At 34.6% G+C, this 21,229-nt stretch carries 14 protein-coding genes and 1 pseudogene; 6 read left to right on the top strand and 9 right to left on the bottom strand.

Annotation, left to right across the window (positions count from 1 at the left end):
• Positions 1–240: 240 nt before the first annotated feature.
• The 3 genes and pseudogenes from B6C84_RS11835 to B6C84_RS09020 form a co-directional block, all read left to right on the top strand.
• Positions 241–420, top strand: a pseudogene (locus tag B6C84_RS11835) (Arm DNA-binding domain-containing protein); the annotation flags it as partial.
• 69 nt (positions 421–489) lie between these two features.
• Positions 490–942: a tyrosine-type recombinase/integrase gene (locus B6C84_RS11715; RefSeq protein ID WP_244893531.1), complete on the top strand. Its 453-nt coding sequence runs from the start codon at positions 490–492 to the stop codon at positions 940–942.
• Between the two features lie 30 nt (positions 943–972).
• Complete coding sequence (locus B6C84_RS09020; RefSeq protein WP_086288217.1) at positions 973–1,458, top strand: tyrosine-type recombinase/integrase; 486 nt, start codon at positions 973–975, stop codon at positions 1,456–1,458.
• Positions 1,459–1,629: 171 nt separating this feature from the next.
• On the opposite strand, the gene B6C84_RS09015 is transcribed toward B6C84_RS09020, so the two are convergent.
• From B6C84_RS09015 to B6C84_RS08995, 4 genes are all read right to left on the bottom strand, one after another.
• Positions 1,630–2,514 carry a hypothetical protein gene (locus B6C84_RS09015; RefSeq protein WP_086361340.1) on the bottom strand — a complete coding sequence of 295 codons (885 nt, stop codon included), beginning with the start codon at positions 2,512–2,514 and terminating at the stop codon, positions 1,630–1,632.
• A 17-nt stretch (positions 2,515–2,531) separates the two neighbouring features.
• Positions 2,532–3,506, bottom strand: a complete 975-nt coding sequence (locus B6C84_RS09010; protein WP_217332148.1) for a POTRA domain-containing protein — start codon at positions 3,504–3,506, stop codon at positions 2,532–2,534.
• Between the two features lie 880 nt (positions 3,507–4,386).
• Positions 4,387–5,586, bottom strand: coding sequence for a hypothetical protein (locus B6C84_RS09005; protein WP_086288211.1), 1,200 nt, complete (start codon positions 5,584–5,586; stop codon positions 4,387–4,389).
• A gap of 555 nt (positions 5,587–6,141) precedes the next feature.
• Positions 6,142–7,152, bottom strand: coding sequence for an SDR family oxidoreductase (locus B6C84_RS08995; protein ID WP_086354159.1), 1,011 nt, complete (start codon positions 7,150–7,152; stop codon positions 6,142–6,144).
• Positions 7,153–7,354: 202 nt separating this feature from the next.
• On the opposite strand from B6C84_RS08995, the gene B6C84_RS08990 reads away from it, so the two are divergent.
• Positions 7,355–7,951 carry a TetR/AcrR family transcriptional regulator gene (locus B6C84_RS08990; protein ID WP_086354158.1) on the top strand — a complete coding sequence of 199 codons (597 nt, stop codon included), beginning with the start codon at positions 7,355–7,357 and terminating at the stop codon, positions 7,949–7,951.
• 254 nt (positions 7,952–8,205) lie between these two features.
• On the opposite strand, the gene B6C84_RS08985 is transcribed toward B6C84_RS08990, so the two are convergent.
• The 3 genes from B6C84_RS08985 to B6C84_RS08975 form a co-directional block, all read right to left on the bottom strand.
• Positions 8,206–9,963, bottom strand: a complete 1,758-nt coding sequence (locus B6C84_RS08985; protein ID WP_086354157.1) for an ABC transporter ATP-binding protein — start codon at positions 9,961–9,963, stop codon at positions 8,206–8,208.
• Positions 9,963–11,714, bottom strand: a complete 1,752-nt coding sequence (locus tag B6C84_RS08980; protein WP_086354156.1) for an ABC transporter ATP-binding protein — start codon at positions 11,712–11,714, stop codon at positions 9,963–9,965. The genes B6C84_RS08985 and B6C84_RS08980 overlap by 1 nt, the downstream gene beginning before the upstream one ends.
• A 314-nt stretch (positions 11,715–12,028) precedes the next feature.
• A complete protein-coding gene (locus B6C84_RS08975) occupies positions 12,029–14,035 on the bottom strand; it encodes a TonB-dependent receptor (protein ID WP_086354155.1) in 2,007 nt (668 codons plus the stop codon).
• 1,157 nt (positions 14,036–15,192) lie between these two features.
• Here B6C84_RS08975 and B6C84_RS08970 point away from each other — a divergent pair.
• Positions 15,193–17,409, top strand: coding sequence for a TonB-dependent receptor (locus B6C84_RS08970; protein ID WP_086320595.1), 2,217 nt, complete (start codon positions 15,193–15,195; stop codon positions 17,407–17,409).
• 49 nt (positions 17,410–17,458) lie between these two features.
• On the opposite strand, the gene B6C84_RS08965 is transcribed toward B6C84_RS08970, so the two are convergent.
• Positions 17,459–18,346 (bottom strand): helix-turn-helix transcriptional regulator, encoded by an 888-nt coding sequence (locus B6C84_RS08965; protein WP_165754910.1) that lies wholly within the window; start codon positions 18,344–18,346, stop codon positions 17,459–17,461.
• A gap of 135 nt (positions 18,347–18,481) precedes the next feature.
• On the opposite strand from B6C84_RS08965, the gene B6C84_RS08960 reads away from it, so the two are divergent.
• Positions 18,482–19,690 carry an MFS transporter gene (locus tag B6C84_RS08960; RefSeq protein ID WP_086320597.1) on the top strand — a complete coding sequence of 403 codons (1,209 nt, stop codon included), beginning with the start codon at positions 18,482–18,484 and terminating at the stop codon, positions 19,688–19,690.
• A gap of 17 nt (positions 19,691–19,707) precedes the next feature.
• Here the strand turns inward: B6C84_RS08960 and B6C84_RS08955 are convergent, their stop codons facing one another.
• The gene (locus tag B6C84_RS08955) at positions 19,708–21,084 is read right to left on the bottom strand and encodes an MFS transporter (protein ID WP_217332147.1); all 1,377 of its coding nucleotides are present in this window, start codon (positions 21,082–21,084) and stop codon (positions 19,708–19,710) included.
• Positions 21,085–21,229 lie beyond the last annotated feature (145 nt).

Raw genomic sequence — 21,229 nt, 5'->3', positions numbered from 1 at the left:
ATTAGTTATGTGCTGTTTTAAGTGTACTAAGATATACCTAAATGTACCTACAGCTACAAAGAATTAGTACATTTTTTAGTACATCACGAGTTAGAGCTAGTACATTTTTACTATTCAACGAAGTTCTTATTTTATATAATAATTCTGCCTTTTAATCTAATTTTTATAAGGAAGTGTTATTATGCCTTTAACAGAATTGGCTATTCGTAATGCTAAACCACAAAAAAACCATATACTCTTATCGATTACGATGGTTTAGCTCTTTTTGTCGTACCCTCTGGTAGTAAAGGTTGGCATTTTAGATTTAGCTGGCAGGGCAAACAAGCTCGCATTTCGTTAGGTCAATATCCGGAACTATCACTTAAAGATGCCAGAATCAAACGGGATGAATATCGTTCCGTCATCGCCAAAGGTGAAGACCCTCGGTTACTGCATCGTCGTACAAGTCAAGCCCAACAATCAGAAGATAGGGCGTCATTGACCTTTAAAATGTTTGTTCCCCAATGGAAAGAGTTAAATTATAAAAGGTTGGGGCCTGATGAACCCCATAAAAAAGGCTCTACTCGCACTCAAATAGATCGTTATTTAGAAAAAGATATTTTACCTATTATTGGCTTTATTCCAATCGAACAAATAATAAGGGCTGATGTACTTTCAATTATTCGTAAAATTGAAAAACGAGGTAAGTTATCTATTGCTGAAAAAGTTCGCTCATGGTTGACGCAGATATTTCGTCATGCTGTGTTTGAGGGCTTAATTGATGTTAATCCTGCGCTTGATATGAGCTATCTTGCGTCACCTAAACCGCCAGCACAGAATAATCCACATTTAGAAAAGGAAGATATTCCTCAATTATTAGTTGCATTGGCAAATTACCCCGGTGATATTCAAACTAAATTAGGACTTAAATTGTTATTGTTGACATGCGTTAGGCCGGGTTAGGTTCGTTTTGCAAAGCCTCATCAATTTGATCTGGATAAAAAAATATGGCTCATCCCAGCCGGGGAAATTAAGCAATTTAAGCGTTTGGTAAGAGAGGGGAAAAATGTTCCTGATTATATTATTCCGCTCTCCAATCAAGCCGTAGCTATTGTCAAAGAGCTACTTGCAATGGCTTCACAGCATCAACCTTATTTATTGTGTGGACGAATAAAGCTGGATCAACCAATCTCTGACGGCACATTAAATATGGCGTTAAAACGCATTGGTTATCACAAAAAACTAACTTCTCATGGCATAAGAGGCACCATTTCAACCGCTTTATATGATATGGATTATAACGATAACTGGATTGAAACACAGTTATCACATCAAGAAAAGAATGAAGTAAAGCGAGCTTATAATCATGCTAAATATGTCAGTCAACGGCGTAAAATGATGCAGGAATGGGCTGACTTATTGGATAAGTGGGAACAACAAGGACAACAAAAAGCACAAGAATGTATAAACAATCCATAGATACGGTACGTTTAAATTACCTGTTGACCCTATCTTAAATTTTGGATATTTGATACTAAAAATGGTGGGGTTACTGGGTGACTAGGAAAAACATTTAAATAGAAATGTTTTTTTTAAGTACCATTTCTATTTTATTCCTTTTTAGTAGCTTTACTTAGTTTGTCTGAAATTTTAAAAACGTTTATGTATTTTTTGAAGTTCTAAATAGAGTTTTTGAAACTCTTCTGATTGTTGTATTTGCTCATTATGACTTAATTTATCATTTATTTTATATGCATAATCTATTGTTTTAAAAACGCCTTTATTTTCTCTATCTGTCACTAACTTTACCCATGCGGCAGCCTTGATGTTATCCTGCTCTACGCCAATACCATCATAATAAAACTCGGCTGTACGAGCTATACAGTAGGTAATTCCAGTCTCTTTTGCACATTTTTCATATAAGTTAGCCGCTTGCTGCATTGCATCTAAATTTTTTTGATTTTTGCTCTCTGTGATTAGAAATGAATAAGCATTATCCGCATTTTCTTCAAATAACAATATATCTGCATATCTATTATAATTTTCCAAATTATTTTTTATTGCGACTTCAGTACAATTTAGCTGTTTATTGATTAATTGCTGATCGGTTATTTTTTTATAGATTTTTATATCAATAAAACGATAATTCAAGATTTCATCACAAGATTGCGGGTGTCCTTGTTCTGACAGTTTCCAAAAAATATCAAAAGCCTCTTTATGTGCTTCATCATAAGACAGATGAAAACTTTCATATGCAGTATTGTAATACTGCAATAGATACGCATAAGCGAAAAGAGCATTAGGATCGCCTTTATTTTTTTGGGCAACCAGATCAGCGATGGCATCTGGTTTCTCTATTCCGTAAGAAATATTAGCTGACTCTTTTACCAACTTCATTGCATAAGCTATCGTCCAATATTTTGTATTTGCTTGGGTCATTGGTATTTCCTTCACTATCTGTTGATATTCTGCATAAGTTGTTGGTACAGTAGCTATATATACTATTAAAAGACGAAATATTAGCAATCTTGCCATTTTTACTCCCTCATACATTAGCTTTTTATTACCGCTGTTGCGCTATTAAATATTCTCCAATATCCTTTTACTGCCTTAGAATATACCGATATAGTAGTATTTATAACTTTTCCGCTCGCATCGGTTTCTTTGTAAGATACATTATAACCCGCTGCCGTCCAAAATGGGCGTGTACCACCGAACCATCCAAACCCAGTAAAGGCATAGACAGTACCAACATCAGGTAGTTGACTAAAAAGTTCTGCAAATGAGCTTACACCATTGCCTAAATGACATGCTAAAAAAATAATCGTTTTATCAGTATTATATCCTTTACTTTGTACATCTGACTTTAAAAGCTGCATAGATGTTTTTAGATAGCGTATCGGTGCTCCACTTCCATTATAACCTGCTAGTATATCCGAGTTTCCATGCCCAAGAATATAATAGTACTGTGATGGTAAATTACCATTATTTATATGATACATAAATGTTTTAGAAATATCTTTGTCGGTAGCAATAGGCGAATTTTCTAGTAAATTCAGATAAGAATAGTCTTTTTTATTTACACCACTTTTAAAGTTATTCATTAAGTCATTTACGTCTATTAATTTGCTACTGGTAATATCTTGTTCTGGTGCAACCACGCGAGTTGTGATATAGCCGTAGTTAATTAAGCGATTTTGTAATTCAGTCATCAAGACATTGATGCCTTCAGAACCTAAACAGTGCACTTGGGCTTGATCAGCGAGTGTTTGTAATGGGATATACCAAGGTAATTTATCCCGTTCTAACAATTCAACCTGTGAAATGTTAAAACAAAGTGACTCTTCTGGAAAGGTAATAGAACCTGTTTTAGATCTTACGGGTAATAAACGAATATCGGGGGCTTCTGGTGTTAACGTTTCTTGTAATGCTTTCTGTCGTTCTTGTTGATGGATTAGTTGTTTATCACTAATTTCTTGAGAAGTTAAAGCAGGATCGGCCATTAACGTTAGAGATAATAAGGCCAACGAACTTAGCCATAATGTCTTTCTTTTAAATGAATTATCCATGCTTCAACCTAAAAGACACATTCCCTATTTAACATTTTGAAACAGTATATTATCTTTGAATAAGTGATTCGTCCATTTAATTTAGGCAAAACGTGCTATTTTTTTATCGGTATAATATCAACTCATGTTGATCATACAATATTATGCAACGTAATCATTAACTGTACCTTGTGTTCTTGTGTTAAAGAGATATCTAAAAATATCTTAATCACGGTTTGTCTTGTTTTTTAAGCTGTATCTGTTACTATTTCACAGTGTTAAAAATTGAGTACATTTTTCAGTACATCAAATTTTATAGCGCAAAAAATATTATGTAATTACAGCAGGTTATATGTTTAATTCGAGTCTCGTTTCCCGCTCCAATTTACGATGTCTAGTCTTTTATAATCAAATAATTTGCGAATTTTTCTCTTTTAAAATCAGTTAATAATCGCCGTTACTATATCCTTACAATGACATAAATCAGTACTATAAGTCCACGCCTAAATAGTACAGAAATAAACAAACGCTACATTGCATTTTTGACTATTTTTTAGTTTTATCTCTTAATAATTGAACTCTTTTTTCTGTTTTGTTGTTTGGGGAAATTGTCTATGGCTTTGTCTGATACAATGGTACGAAACAGTAAACCTCAAGCAAAAGAAAGGTATTCAAGGTTTATCCTTATATATCTCCCCTATCGGTAACAAAGCATGGCATTACCGGTATCCCCTTGAGGGTAAATGTAACCGTGTTTCATTAGGATAATATCCTGATATCTACCTCAAAGAAGCAAACCTAAACGTAATTCACTTCCAGTAGCTCTTCTAAGGAATTGCACTCATAAAAAACAACTCTATCATTTAACCTGTTGTTTAAATTGGAAATAGAATTTTTTATACCGTTCGACAACATCCTGATAGGTTTCAGAGCAATTATAATTTTGTTCTGGACGATAATGCCAAACATAAGCTTCATGTATCCTATTGAAGCCTTTTGGTAAAATATCGCCACGCTTAAAATATTGCTTTGCCGATAGGTTATTGTCCATATTAGGGCAATGCCATAGTCCACTTTCTGATGCTTCTTCGCCACCCAACAAAGTTATTAATGAATCCTGCTGTGGCTGAGGAATACGCAAGTGCTCTAGCCTTAATGGATTATTAGGAATACCTTCTGTATTAGGAGGGATTTCTTCTATAAAGGTCCAAATAGTAGGGCTTCTCATATTCCCTTGGCTTGTACTAGTTTCTGTTTTATAGTTAAACGTCGGTTTTAAACCATACTCTTTTGGACCAAGAATAATTTTTTCTTGCGGATAGTCTATTTCTAATAGTTCATCTAAAGGCTCATCGTAGTAAAACATAGGCATATAGTTGTGTTCAGGCATCCATACCCCTGTATGAGTGATAGGTCTACCAGTAGGGTAGGTTTCTGCCCAATGAATTAAATAATTGGGATAAACTTCTGGTTCAATTAAACAAGATTGGGTCAAAGAGTTATTGGCATCTTTTGCAACAAATACATCCCAATAATCTCGCACCTTATGATCAAATAAATCTCTAACAACAGATAATACAGGGTCGCCACCTCTATCACTTCTTAATTGTTTAATACGATTATCTAATGTATTAGCCTTTTCTAATAGATCGTTAATTTCCCCAACCGCATCAGGGTCTATTCCTTGAGGCTGTGCTTCATCAAAAAAATGTTGGCTTTCATCTTTAAATCTCATGAAAGTATCACTTAACCCAGAAATGAAGTTTACTGGTTGATTAGGATATTTACGTTTAAACAGTACCTTTTCTTTGAGGTTGGATAAATAGGGATCAATAAATTGGGTTATAGGGATATCCATCCAAAATTTATAAAGGGCTCTCTTTTGTAAGGTAAAGGCATAGTGTTTTTTATTTAACCTATCATACTCTATCATTTTGTCATGAACCGCCTGCAAGGCCGACAAACAGCGTTCACCATACTCTAAAGAATACAAATAATATAAATACCATGCTTCTAATTGACGGTAAGGATTTAATAATAACTCTATTTTTTTACTCATGGTTTATTCTTATAGATAGTGTTAACTTATATTTTTTTGCCACTAAGATCAACTAATACCCTTTCATTTAGTAAGTGTTCATCTATACCTACATACAACTATACTGATACTTTTCAGGCAAATACTTTATTTGCTTCTGGAGAAAAGAAAATCTGGTTTCCACCACCTTTATACCATAATCCATCATCATATTTTTGGCTAGTGGCGGAGGTTTTCTATTCTTTATAACCTTCTGACGTGCATCAAATGTAGCACTATCAGTGACCAATAATAGAAATACTTAACCAACTCACGTTCCATCAACTTATGATTAAGTAATACAGGAATAAACTCATCGCCCAACGAAGCAATATAAAAACTCACAATTTCTTTACCGTTTGGCAAACAAAGAGCTACATAACCACCTTTTTTAAATGCGTAATGACTTCAAAATATAGCATTTTCTTTCAGCAAGCTTCATCAGCTCGCTGCAGGTTAATATATCATCGGTATCTAAATTGTTTGATGAATTAAGCCACCTGAAATGATATCCGTCATAACGGTACCTAATGATTATTAGGAAATGTAATTATTTTCTTTGTACCAAGTGACAACATCTTTAAACGTTTCATCTAACGGTCTAAATTTACAGCCTAATTCCTTTGCGCTCTTTTCATGACTAAAATGTGTGCGCTTGTATTCATTTCCGATCAACTTCACGGACGAATAACTTAATAAAATAGGTTTACGTGTAAATACGTGATAAATTTCCTGCCCCATTGCAATACCCTTTAATAACCATAAAGGGATCCGCTTAGTTGGCATTTTTACACCAGTGCTTTTTTCAAGTAATTTAAAAATATCCTTCATTTCCATATAACGCCCTGCTGCAAGGTACTTTTCACCACTTCTACCTTTTTCTAAAGAAGCAATATGATGTTCTGCAACATCCCTAGCATCAACGACTGAAAAACTTGCAGGTAATATACCTGGCATTTTTCCAGCAACATAATCTAATACTAATTGCCCAGATGAAGTTGGCCCCATATCAAAAGGACCGTACATCCAACCAGGTAATACAATGGTTATAAACATATCAGGATGATTACTTAAAAACTCTTTAACTTTTTCTTCTGCTAAAATTTTGCTTTTATAATAATTATCACTACCTTCTATAGGGCGTCGCATGGTTTCATTAATTAATTCCCCTTTTTTACCACATAAAGTTGCAATGGATGAGGTATATACTGCCTTACGGATTCCTGCTGCATAGGCCGCTTTTAATATTTGTTCTGTACCCTTTACGTTCGTATTAATAAGTTCATCCCAATGCTTACCACCTTTATAATTATCTCTAAAAAAAGCCGCACAATGAAATAATGCATCACATCCTTTTAAATGCGAACTGAAGCCTTTTATATTTAATATATCGCCCTCAATTATCTCAACCAAAGGACTATGAAATTGCTTTTTAGCTTTTTCTACCGACCTTGCCAACACTTTTACTTTAATGTTGCGATCAATCAAAATTCTTACAATACTACTGCCTAATAATCCTGTTGCACCTGTTACAAACACTACGTTCATTGCTAAAATCCTCCATTAAATAGCTCTATTTTGGCATAAAATACCAATCGGTATTCAGATACCTTTTGGTATTTCAACAAACATATGTTATTCTCAACTTTTATAATTGGCAATATTTTTTAGTCATAAATTTATCGTTTTTTAAACGTTTTTTAAAATACGTAAATATTTGGAATCTGTGAAGTAACTAAGTACATAAAGCATGCAAAGGAAAACGAGAACACAACAACAGCAAGAAACCAAAGAAATGTTATTTGCAGCTGCAATAGAACAAATTATGAAATTTGGTTTTGACAAAACAAGTATCAACTCGATAAGTGAAGGAGCTGGTTTCTCAAAAGGTGCTTTCTTCTCAAATTTTAAAAATAAATACGATTTGTTACTACAACTCACAGACAAACTTAAATCAGAAGAAAGATTCAACTTAAAATCAGCGCTTGCTATTAATAATGAACATAACACCATCTCGATAAATGGATTAAACAGCTATGTTGATCAAATAAAAAACAATACTATTTGTGTTATTTTAGACATAGAAATGCAGCTTATTGCTAGCAGAGATCAAAACTTCAAACAGTACTACGACCAACTGCAACGAGAAAACAATGAATCGCTAGGTGAAATCATATGTTCTGTTTTCAAATCAGAAGGAGTACAACCCTCTTTACCCAATGAATCTTTGGCTCAAATATTTATAGCCCTCACGGAGGGACTCATCTTACAAAATGCTAGCAATCCTGGTGAGCAGATTAAGCATGTACTTTACGCACTAATCGAAAAAGAAAAAAATCCTATTTAAACACTTTAATATAGATACTAAAAGGGTAACAATATTCCGTTGATATTTCTCTAAAGGCTCACTTAGGGACGTTTCGGGTACCTGAGTTGGTGAGCAATGAAGAGAGTATGTACAATATGATTGTTGTACTTACTGACCATGCCCCAACATGCTCCCCATAACAACTTACCGGTTATGTACCGTTTTATGAGCTCCAGACTGTTTACACTTCGTAACTCGCTATGGGTAACAGCACATTAATGCCACAGATGAGTTTAATTTTGCTGAAGATGCCAAAACTCCTTATAAATCCCATTATGTTGCAATAACTGCTGGTGAGTACCACTTTCCACTATTTCGCCTTTATCAATAACCACAATTTGCTTAGCTCCGATTATAGTTGAAATTCGATGGGCGATAACTAATACCGTTTTTCCTTGTACTAACTTATTAATCACCTTTTGCACTGCCAGTTCATTCTCAGTATCGAGTGCGGCAGTTGGCTCATCGAGGATAAGAATAGGGGCATTTTTCAAAATAGCTCTGGCAATAGAGATACGTTGCCTTTCCCCACCAGAGAGACTTTTGCCAATATCATTCAGTTGTGTTTGATAACCGTCGCGGAAATTCTGGATAAATTCGTGGCAATTTGCCTGTTTACAAACTTCGATGACCTCCTCGTCACTAGCGGATAATTTTGCCATTCTAATATTATTAATTATGGTGTCTTGAAACAAATAAACATCCTGAAATACTACAGAGACTAGGCTCATTAACTGACTCTGAGACATATCTCGAATATCAATACCACCGATTTTAATACTGCCTGACTTAACATCAGCAAACCGAAGAATAAGCTTGGTTATTGTAGTCTTACCGCAACCACTGGCACCAACCAAAGCAGTTAATGCTTTTTCTGGGATCTGAAGGGATATATCTTTAAGCACATATTTGTCCTGCCCTCGGTACGAAAAGTTAACTCGTTCAAATTCAATATTATAGTGATCAGGCATAATCTCTGCCTTTTTTTCAGGTAATGATGGTGCATTCAACAGTTCCTGCAATTTTTCATACCCTATAACCAATGATTCAAGCATCGATGACATTTGTACAAAATAGTTTAATACATCCGTGGAACGAGCAACGATTAATAACACGCTGGCTAGTAAGAGATAGGAAATGTTTCCAGCATTCACCAAATACGCACCTAACGAGATGATAAGGATCAAACCAACTTGAATTACAATGGTGATAATTAAGTTAGGTTTTTCGCCTTTTTTCGTGCCAATACGCAGTATATTTGCCACATCTGTTGTTACCTTAATAAATTCTGTCATCTTCTCTTTGGTTTGGCCTGTCGATTTTAATACATCAAGTCCTTGTACAAACTCGACAGCTTCCCCTTTTAATTTGGCATTGGCTTCTGCCAGAATGCTAAAACCTCTGCGATAGGCCTTCCTACGCCACAGGTAGAGTGGAATTGCCATTGGAAAGACCAAAAGCATCATCAAAGAAAGTTGCCAACTGTAAAATAACAAGGCTATTGCAGCTGATAGAGGTATAACCACGCCGGTAATGATGATATTGAGTAGCATAAATGTAAATACTGCCGCTTCATTGACACTTTGCATCATAAGGTAATTTATTTCCCCAGATCTAAACTGACTTAAATAATCTAAGGAAATATGTCTTAGCTTGTTACCTAATTTTTCCCTTAGCTCGGTAACTGCCAATGTCGAATAACCATCCGCATCATAGCGTTCACAAAGCACCTTAAAAATAAAACTACCCATTAATAGAACAACGACAATAATTAAATGAGTAACTGTTGCAGTAACATTTTTGGTTTCTAGCGCTGCAAATAAGGGATATAGTAAAACCAACGAAACGCCAAACAGACAAGAGGAGATCACAGTATAAATCAGACTGCGGATCAATATTTTTTTTTGCTTTCCAGCCGCATTGATTAAGCCAATATACGTTTTCAGCAATGATTTTGTTGTGCGTGTGTCTGTATTAATATACTCTTTCATCACTTTTCTCCATCAGCCAAATTATTGACTGGAATCGACCAATCTTTTGCTTTGTTATACTCTTGCCATAACAATTTATAATCACTTGAATTTTCGATTAAATCATTATGTGTCCCATGAATTTTAATCATTCCTTTATCCAATAATATTATTTGGTCAGCATTGACAATCGTCGATAAGCGGTGGGTTACCATAATGACAGTTTTATTTTTATCAATTAAACGGTTAAAGGCTTTTAACAACAAGGCCTCATTTCGGGCATCAGAAAAAGCCGTCGGTTCATCTAAAATAACGATCGGTCGATTTTGTAAAAAAACTCGGGCAATGGTGATCCTCTGTTTTTGACCACCGGATAATAGCTGCCCTCTTTCTCCTGCCAGAGTGTTATACTGTTGAGGAAGTGTCAAAATGAAGTCGTGAATTTCCGCTTTTTTGGCGGCTTCAATAACATCTTCATCAGAGATATCCTCTAACCCATAGCGTATGTTATCTGCGATCGAGCATGAGAATAAAAAGTTATCCTGAAAAACAAATGAGATTCTCGACATAAGTTCAGCGTATTCAATCTCTTTTATATTAACTCCACCTAAAGTTATCGTTCCAGAGGTTGCATCAAGAAAGCGTGGAATGAGATTGGTTAGCGTCGTCTTGCCAGAACCAGATGTACCAATAAGAGCAGTAAATGAATTTTCAGGAATTTTAATATTGATATTGGATAAAACAGTGTCAGAATTCTGGTAACAAAACCCAACGTTTTTGAAAATTATCTCATTATTATCAGGTAATAGCGGGTTGGAAGGCGCCTCTAAAATTGGTAGATTTTCAACTTCAAATATCCTTTCTATTGCTGCCTTTGACTTTTGTAATATCTGAAATAGACTCATCACTGGATGAACACTTTCTGCAATACCGATCGCCAGCAATAAAAAACAGAACGTCGTGATAAATGAGATTTGGTCATTTAGTTGGGCTAAACTCAATCCAACAACTAATATGATACTCATCGGCATAGCGGAGAAAAGGCTGCGAGCAATTTTTGTAGACAATCGCATAGATTGCAACCAATGAAAGACCACCTGGCTATAGTTTTCCAGTGCTTTTTGATATTGACCGAATGCTCCCTCCCCGGCATCAAATGTTCTTACCGCACTCATTCCCTGAATATATTCAATGATTTTACTGTTGATTTGAATAGTTGCATTATTATAGCTTTCCTTTAAAAGCTTAGCTTTTTTCATGATAAAACTCAGCAGTAGAAAAGTAACTAAAGTGATGGCAAATACAATGCTTGCAAAGACCCAATTAAAGATAAATAAAACCAGCAAGGTAAAAATTGGCGTAACGAATGCCTCGGCTTTTAAGGGCGGAGCATCAGCCACAAAGGCATGTAATTCTTTAATATCATCGATTAATGTTTTAACAAGATTCCCGTTGCCCATGTTTCTAACCGTTTCAATAGGTAATTGATTGATCTTTTTGATAAGCCTAGTTCGTAATATTTTTTCTAGTTCAAATGCCGCATAGTGAGACTTATCATGAGCATAAGTTCTCAGCGTATAAAAAAGAATACTCAGAACAAGTAGAGAGACAATCGGCAATCCCGGGAAGACGCTGGTATCCAACATCAATTGGTGTAAAACCCAGATCAACATTAGCCAAATACTCAGTTTAAGCACCTGTGCAATTGATGCCAAAAATATAGAATGAGATACTTTATTCTTTACTGGCAGAAATATATCCGTGTGATTCATAATTAAGTGTCTCCTTAGTCCATATTTATCATGCAATAAGATATAATCTCTAGGTTATTGCATCCAAACATAACACATCAATCTCGAATGTCTTCGCCTACACTTGCAACAGGCTAATCTTTTTACTACTGAAAATTTTTTCTTTGATTAAGTTTTTTGCTTTGCTAAGCGAACTATACTGGCAAAGTAGGCATAACGGTTCCATTAATAGAATCTAGTCAGTTATATCAATACAGGAGAAATCCAGTATTATTTGAGTTGTTCATATAATTTAACCTTAAATCACACTGATAGTAATATAGTGACTATCAGTGTTAAAATTTCAGCTCAGTAGAAATCCCCACCATACGAGGCTGTTGATAAGTTGTATACCCACCATCAATAATTTTAGTTTTTTTATCAGAGTTAAATGCATTTTCGGTATAGAGCTTTATATTGCCATGTTTGAAGTTATAGGTTATATACGCGTTTGCCTGTGAGTATCCGTTAGTTTTTGAATCTTTACTATTCGATACGGATGAGTAATAAGAGTCGGTGTAATTTAAGTTAGCTCCAATTTCAAAGCCCGCAGGCAATGTATAATAACTACCTATATTGAATGTATAACCGGGAGAACGGCTGAGTTTATTATTTTTATAATTTGGATTCCCTGAAAATTCTTTAATTTTAGTTTTCAGCAACCCTACGCCTGCAAAAAGATTTAAATCATTTGTTGCTTGCCAATTAAGATTAAACTCTACACCATAAGTCACTGCTTTATCGGCATTATCAATTACTGGGCTACCAAAAATATTATAATAAGGAAGCTGTAAATTTTTATAGTCATTATAAAATAGATTGGTACTAAGTTTTAGTCGCTTGTTTGGTGAAATCCAACGATGATACAACTCATAACTCCACACATATTCAGTATCGTATTCATATGTTGCAAAAGGTGGAATAAATGAGATTCCGGCACCTCCTGGGTTATAACCGCGTGCTACCTTGACACCTATGCGATGAGCGTCGTTAAAAAGATAGGCTACGTCAAGTTTAGGCAGGAATTCCTTTTCTTTACTTTTGTAGTTCACAACAAAGAGTTTTCCTCCGTTACGTTTATGATCCTCTTGTTCATAGCGAGCAGACATATTTACTTCAATATATGCTAGAGGGTTAAACGTTACTTCGCCATATATCGCTTTAGTTTCAGTTTTATCGTGATAATTGTTTTTCTTAAGTAATAGTACCGATTCATCTTGAGGTGAGTTGTAATAAAACAAACCGACTAAACCGCGATAATCTCCAGAATTGAATCTCAATATTGGCTCAACCTGAACTTCATGACCTTCAACCCGAGCTGGCCCTCCGGATGAAAGCGCATAACGATCCTGAATATAGTTTGAATAAATAACTTTATTTTCAAATTCTAAAGCATCATTTATTTGATAACCAATATCCCAAATATTACTCGCTGACCGTACTTGAAATACTGCCCGGTAAGTTTCAGACTTATTACGTGGCTTGAACTCGCCCTGTGGCGCTCGTGAGTCAATATGGGAAAACGTATAGCGACTATAAAAATCGGGGAGTGTTGATGGTAACCAATAAAGCTTTGCTCTCACTGTAGTTGCTTCAAATTTACGCGAGTTACCTGCCGGATAATAATCAGCAAGATGTTCAGATGACTGTCGCTCTTGTCGATCCATACTCAGGCGTAATAATAATTCATCTTTAACTACAGGCCCGGAAAGCATCGCTGCGTACTGGCGACGGTTTTGATTACCGTAATCAAACTTTACTGCACTTTCGTATTCATTGACTGGGTCGTTACTTTGCATAACCACCGATCCGGCAATAGCATTACGCCCCTGCGCATAGCTTTGCGGACCGCGATACACTTCAATCTGCTTCATATCCCATAATGATTTATTACCGTAAGCCAATTCGTTATAGTTTGAGGTACGGCCATCGATTGAAACGTTAAAGCGAGGGCGCGCACCGGTAAAGAATGCCATAGAACCAGGCGAGTTCGAACCTTCAATACCGCGGATTGTGGGTAATTCGTTTCCCAGTCCTGTATCTATGATATTAGGTGTTTCCTTTAATACCTGATTTAAAGAGTACAGATCTGGACGACGCTCTAGTTCTTTATTGGTAATAATGTTAACACTTGAACCGGTTTCAACCTCGCTGCGGTCAACTCTTTCGCCGACGACAATGATTATATCATCAGGTTGTTGTGTTTCTTTTTTATTACTAGTCTCATTTGCCATACTAACTGCACTGTAGCCACTAATCATGCACAAACTAAATAAACTTAATTTAGACTTCAAACTTTTCATATACAAACCCTGTTACAATGTTATTCACATATTGCTGCATATTAATGACCAGCTGGTACCAAACCCAAAATTCCGATTTTTGGTTTGTTAGTGTGTTCGTTTTATTGAGTAAAACAAAACAACCGTATATTCCAATCAGTCGAAAATAAGTGTGAAACTCTCGCTGAAATATGTTAGACAATTCTGAATTGTTACCGACGTCCCAAAAACATCATCCTCAATGTTTTTATTTGTCGTTTTTTATGAAATAACATTCTGTTAAACAGCTATTTTTTACTTTTTAAACAGAATGCTATTTATCCTTATATAGATAAAATTGATTATAAATGATATTGATAATCATTATCAACGGTGATCTTTTATCATATTGCAAACTTATTGTCAAACCTATCAAACATTTGTTTTTTCATCATGAGAAATTCATTTAATTTATTGATATTAAATGAATTAAGGAAAATAACATTTGTATTGAGCCATTTTTTAAACAATATGCTTAACCTTTATTACCAAAGGTTAATAAGATGTTTTTTTGTGCAAATTTAGATTATTAATTGAAATATTAAATATTTTGATTTTGATCACTTATTTACATATTTCATAGCCATATTTAAATCAGTTGATGCAAGACGTTTATCATGAGGCTGGCATATCAGAGGTCAGTAATCAAATATAGCTATAGATACTAAATAATTTATAAGAATCACCTTGTAACAGAGAATGATTAACAACTAATTTAGAATAACGATATAAATGCTAAATAACATATAGTGACAAAGTTAAGAATATTAGATATGAGAGATAATTTTTTGTTATTTAAATGATAGTTTCAAATGATGCGATTATTCAACCTAACATTTCGCAATATCATGCTTATAAGCACAAAATTTCAGAAAATAGCAGCAAAATATTTCATATATAAATCAATTAATTAAATAAAAAAACAGTGAAATTAGCAAAAAACAGACCTGATTCGGTTATTTTTGCCCAATATGGGGAGTCCTTTCCTAGCAAAACATTTACATTATAAATGATAATTATTCTTATTTAAACATATCAATGCTGCTAACTAAGTAGCACGTTAAATAATCAATTTATTAATGAAGCAAAAATATACCCCTATTGGTTATTTGGGTTATGGCTGAATTTAGGAAAAAAGTATGAGATACAAATTAGTTTTCACCAATAAAATAACGAATAAAGCTTTACTTTATTCTAACAAAAGCATTATTAATTCACCGTGGTTAATGGCCGGTATTTTCTGTTTATCGTTCAACACAATGGCAGATACAGTTGAAAAAAAAGACGATAGTGATCAAGTAGAACAATTAATCGTTACTGCTAGGCATGTAAAAGAGTCTGCCAAGGATATTCCATTTACGGTCAATATTGTTGACGATAAAAAACTAGTTGACCGACGGGAAACAACTTTAGAAAAAGCTTTAAACGATACCGTTGGCGTACAAGTAATTAGTAATATGGGAGCAGCGAAATCTATTCGAATGCGTGGTGTCGGTTCTGTATTACCTATGAGTGGCGATGACAGCTCGGTTAGTATTAATGTCGATGGGATGCCTCAATCAAAAAGTAATACGACCTTAAATTTACTTGATGTTCAGCGTGTCGAAGTACTAAAAGGCCCTCAAGGTACATTATTTGGCCGAAATAGCGAGGCAGGTGCAATCAACGTTATTTCGAAAAAACCAACTCGCTATTTTGAATCAGCTTTTAGAACCGAATTTGGACAAGACCATCAAATATTAACGGAAGGTGTCATCAGTGGTCCTTTAACCGAGCAGTTAAGTGGCCGTTTTGCTGTCCGTTATGATGAAGCAGATAGCATTCTAGAAAATGTTAATGACCATAAACCGGTGAGTATTCTTAGAAATAAAATCGCTCGAGGTACATTATTATGGGAAGCTTCCGAACTCACATCTATCTCATTTATTACCGAAATAGAAGAGGCTATGGGTATGGACGATATGTATATGATGCGTCCATACGGTCACCATCCAAAAATTAACATTCCTAATAGCAGCGATAAGAATGATAAAAATATTTATCGTTTCAATTTTAAAGTGGAACATGAGTTGGATAATAGCTTATTGAGTTCTATTACCGGTTATTCGTATAGTAAAAATGACAAAAGATCACCAATTTATGAAGGTAGGTTGTACCACCATTTGAGCGGTATGTCACCACCATCTAATTGGTCTTATTTAACCAAAGAAAATCTTTTCAATCAAGAATTTAGAGTTTCATCTAAACCTGAAGCACCAATATTTTGGGTAGCAGGTATAAACTACTATACCAATGATCGTCATAGAAATACTTATGATGTTATGGATGTGTTTTATCCAAGTAATGCATTGAATGCTAACATTAGAAGACAATTTGAAACAGATAATGTCGGTGTGTTCGGTGAAGTCACCTACCCTGTTACAGAAAAACTCAAATTAACAGCCGGTCTTCGTCAATCTTACGAAAAGAAGAATTATCATGCAAAATGGCTAGCTAACTCAATTTATGCTGAAAATAATAAAAATAAACCAACCTTGGCTTTTGATAAGCAAAAAATAACCGATAATTTTACCACTGGCCGACTAGGTTTGAACTTTTTACTTAATGATTATGCAACCTTGTATGGTCTTTATTCACGAGGATATAAAACTGGTGGTTTTAATGATGAAGGGACCGATTTTGCCACATTGGGTTATTCAGACCAAGCCTATAAATCAGCTTATGTAAACACTTATGAAATTGGATTAAAGACTGAAAATAATACTGTAGGATTAAATACGGCATTATTTTATAACGATACTAAACGTGAACATTTAATGGCTTATAATCCAGCAACATTTGTCTCTGTGGTTGAAAATTATGATATCCGAAGTTATGGTGTAGAGCTAGATGGTTTTTGGAAAGCGCCTGGAAACTTGGACTTTACCGGCGGCATAGGTTACACCAATGCTAAAATCGTCGGCACTCCAAGCCAAAGTTTAGCTCATGTGAAAAAACATAACCAAGTACCGGATACATCGCATTGGAATGCTAATTTAACCATTTTGCACTCTATACCGCTTAATTTAGCTTCAGGAATTTCATTGGAAACGCAAATAACCGATCGCTATATTGGTTCTCGCCAAGCTGATGTGCAAAATAAATTTGGCTTAAAAGCTTATAACAAACTTGATGCTCGAATTGCCGTTAAAACTGAAAATGCTGAATTTTATGTATGGGGTGATAATCTATTAAATAAATCTTATGATTTATGGGGATATCATATTCCGGCGCTGTCTCATGATGGTCCAGATGCAACCATTGGATCACCAGGCAGAGGGAGAACAATCGGCGTTGGTTTCATTTATAACTATTAACATGTTTTATGTAACAACATAATATTAGTAACTTTGATCTGTGCTGCCACTATTTAACATTATTATATGAATGCTGGCGGCGCATCTCTTTAGGTAACACACCAAACTGTTTCCTAAATGCTGAACTGAAATGACTAATATTACTATATCCCAGCATAATAGCTGTTTCAGTAACACTATTTTCGATTAATAATTGTTTAGCTTTATTCATTCTTTCCGTCAAATAATAGGCATAAATACTTTTACCAAAAATCTGCTTAAATCCTTTTTTTAACTTGCTATGATTAAGACCAACCTGCTTGGCTAACCAATCAATGGTTGGTGGATTGGTTAAATCACTGATTAAATAGTCACGTGCATCATTAAATTGTTTATACTCCCATTGGGTAAATTCTTGACGCCCTAAATGATTATCAAAAGACTTGAAGTACCAATTTAAGTATTTTAATACATGGGCATAGACTAATAATCGATTTGATTGGTCCGTGTTTTGCATCAAGTAGAATAGCTCGCGAGCACAAGATAATACATTGCTATTTTGATGAATAGGATGATGATGCAGGAAAAAATTCACTTTCTTATCCAAATTAGAAAATTGAAAATCCATTTCGCCGAGTAAAACATCCAATAATTCAGGCATTATCATAACTTCAATGTTACAAAAATCTTTAGAGTGTTGTAGATGAAAAGTCTCGCCATCAGCAAAGCCGAAAGTCAAATCCCCTTTATGGGTAACAAGTTTCCTATCTTTAACTTGCAAACTCAACTTACCTTGTAACTGACAATTAAAACATAAACATTTATCACTACTAGGAAATGCTTTACTGATATCGATGGCATTTAGATCATCGGCACTATTCACACATACCGCTAAACCATGTTGTAACTCAATGAATGAACTGTTTTTTTTATTATTGGGTAATTTATCCAAATGCATATATCCTCCAAACAAATAAACGATAACAAATATCATTTGCGTTTACAACAAAATAAAGCTACCATTTATCAGCTAATACTCTTTGGAGCATAGAATCTATAATATATTTATTTATAGAAGCTTATAAAACACCTCATGGAATATAAAACCATCTCCGCAGATAAACAAAAAAACTATTTTTTATTTATTATTGCACAGCTCTATATTATACAAGGAATTCCCGTCGGATTAGCTTTTGACGCCTACCCTATCCTCTTACGTGATTCAGGTGTTTCATTAGCTGTAATAGCAATGATTCCGCTAGCTGGTTTACCATGGGTCGTTAAATTTTTATGGGCGCCAATAGTTGAAAATCACTGGATAGATAAAATTGGCTATCGGAAAAGCTGGTTACTGCCAATGCAATGTTTATTAGCAATACTTATAACCATCATCGCCTTCACCCCTTTTACATCAGAAACTACTACTTATCTTCTTCTAGTTATTATTTTATCCTGTATCGTTTCTGCAACACTCGATATTGCAACTGATGGACTGGCAGCTGATTTATCGCAAAACAATACGATTAGCCAGATAAATAGTATTCAAGTGATGGGCAATATTACTGGTATGCTTATCGGTGGGGCTGGTGTAACCGTTTGTTATGATTATTTAGGAAAAACCTATAGTATCTTATTGTTAGTTGTGATTATTTTTGTATCGATTCTACAACTCACTATATGGACAGAGCCCAATTTAGGCCACAATTCACGATCCAATTCACGCGCAAGAATCAACAATTTTTTTAAACGAAAAAATGCTTACCATATGCTATTGCTTGCGATAATGATACCTTTTGCTGGTTCGGTAATTTTAACCACAACTAAATTTATTTTACTGGATCATGGGTTCTCTGTGAGTGATGTTGGTATCTATACCGGTATTGGTGGTTATTTAACTATGCTTTTAGGTTGTGCCATTGCAGCCTATTTATTAAAAACTAAACACCCTTATCAGACGCTTAAACTTGGTTTTTCTTTATTATTTTTCCTAATTCTGTTTTGGTGTTTACTTTACTATATGCCTGATTATATTAATCCTATGACGACTACCATTATGATGACTATTTTAGGTATTGGTATAGGAACGATTAATGTTAGTATTTATACCATCACGATGATTTTTGCCAAGCAAGGAAAACAAACCGCTACAGATTATGCTATTTTTCAGAGCAGCTTATTATTCTCTGAAATAATTGGTTCCTCTATTTCAATGACAATTGCAGAATACTTTAATTATTTAATTGCCTTTTTATTGGCTCTAATAAGTATTATTGTTATTAACCTGATGATTAGAAATAAATAATAGTGTTCATTGTTTGATTACTTTATTTTGTGGATGCGTGAAATACTAGCAATAAATGAAAATAAGGCAATAAAACTGGCACAACTAAAAGCATAAAAAACAAATCGTTTAAAATCTATTCCTTTATCACCCTCTAATGAGATTATTATTACCATAACAATAGCAGCACCAATTGACTGGCCACTTGTTCTGGCTGTAGACAACATTCCTGAGGCAATAACAGTTCGATTATGTTTAACATTAGTAAACATTTCTCTATTATTTGGCGGAATAAACAGACCGTAGCCAACTCCACAAACAGCGACTCGCCATAGGATATTAATTGTAGATACAGTTTCAGATAAAAAAGCTAATGAACTTAACCCTAAACAAAAAAGCACTGCACCAATTGAAGATATTTTAGTTGGATTAAAACGATTAGAAAGTATTCCAGCTAGTGGTGCACAGCAGGCTACAGCTACAGGCCATGGAGTAAACATAAATGCGGATTCAAGTACTGAGTAACCATAAGTATGTTGTAATATAAATGGTAAACTGACCAATGCTATACCTTGAGCGATAAAAATTAAAATTGAAGAAATTACAGCAAAACTGTATATCCTCGAATGAAATATATCTAAAGGCAATAATGGATATCTTGCATGATGTTGAGCTTTAATGAATATGATAAATAAAATTATCGCAACAAAAATACAAGATATAAGGGTTTTATTATCCCAATGTCCTATTTGATCAACCGCAATTACGGTTAACCCTAATGCAGTTGCCGAGCTTATAGCGCCTAACCAATCAAATCCTTTTCCTTTTTCGCTATCTTTGCCTAAAAAAACAAAAGAAAGTGTTATAGCGAGGATACCTAGCGGAATGTTGATATAAAAGAGCCAAGGCCAAGTTAAATATGAAATAATAAAGCCTCCCAATGCAGGCCCAATGGCGGTACCTACTGCAAAGACCATTGCATTTAATCCTAATATTGTTCCTAACATATTTGCCGGTAAAATAGTTCGATACAAACCTAACCCAACACTTATCATCATTGCATAACTTATTCCTTGCATCATTCGCATAACAACAAGAATTGAGAAGTTGGGCGAAAGACCACAACCCAAAGATGAGAGCGTAAACAACAACATGCCTAATTTAAAAAAAAGTTTTTCTCCAACCCTTGAAGATAATGATGCACAAATTAGCATAGTTGCAGCACTAGCGATCTGATAACTATTAACAATCCAAATACTTGATGACACCTCAATATCTAATACATTAACAATAGAAGGTAATGCAATATTCACAATTGAACCATCTAATGCCGACATCCCGACGCCGATTAAAATTGCTGCTGTAGCAAAATAAGGTCTTGAACTACCAAATTCTTGTGTATGGTTGTTTATCATATTAATTTATCTTTTTAATAAGTATTTATATTGAATTGCCGTATTATCAATAGCCTATTTGGATACACAACATTAACAAACGATACGCGTTGTTTAGAAGATCTATAATCATGTTCAGTCATTTGATTGTGTAACCATTTTGCTA

It is taken from the genome of Gilliamella apis, assembly GCF_002142155.1.
In the GTDB taxonomy this organism is placed as follows: domain Bacteria; phylum Pseudomonadota; class Gammaproteobacteria; order Enterobacterales; family Orbaceae; genus Gilliamella; species Gilliamella apis.
Note: the sequence above shows the minus strand (reverse complement) of the source record. Positions and strands in the feature narration are given on the sequence as shown.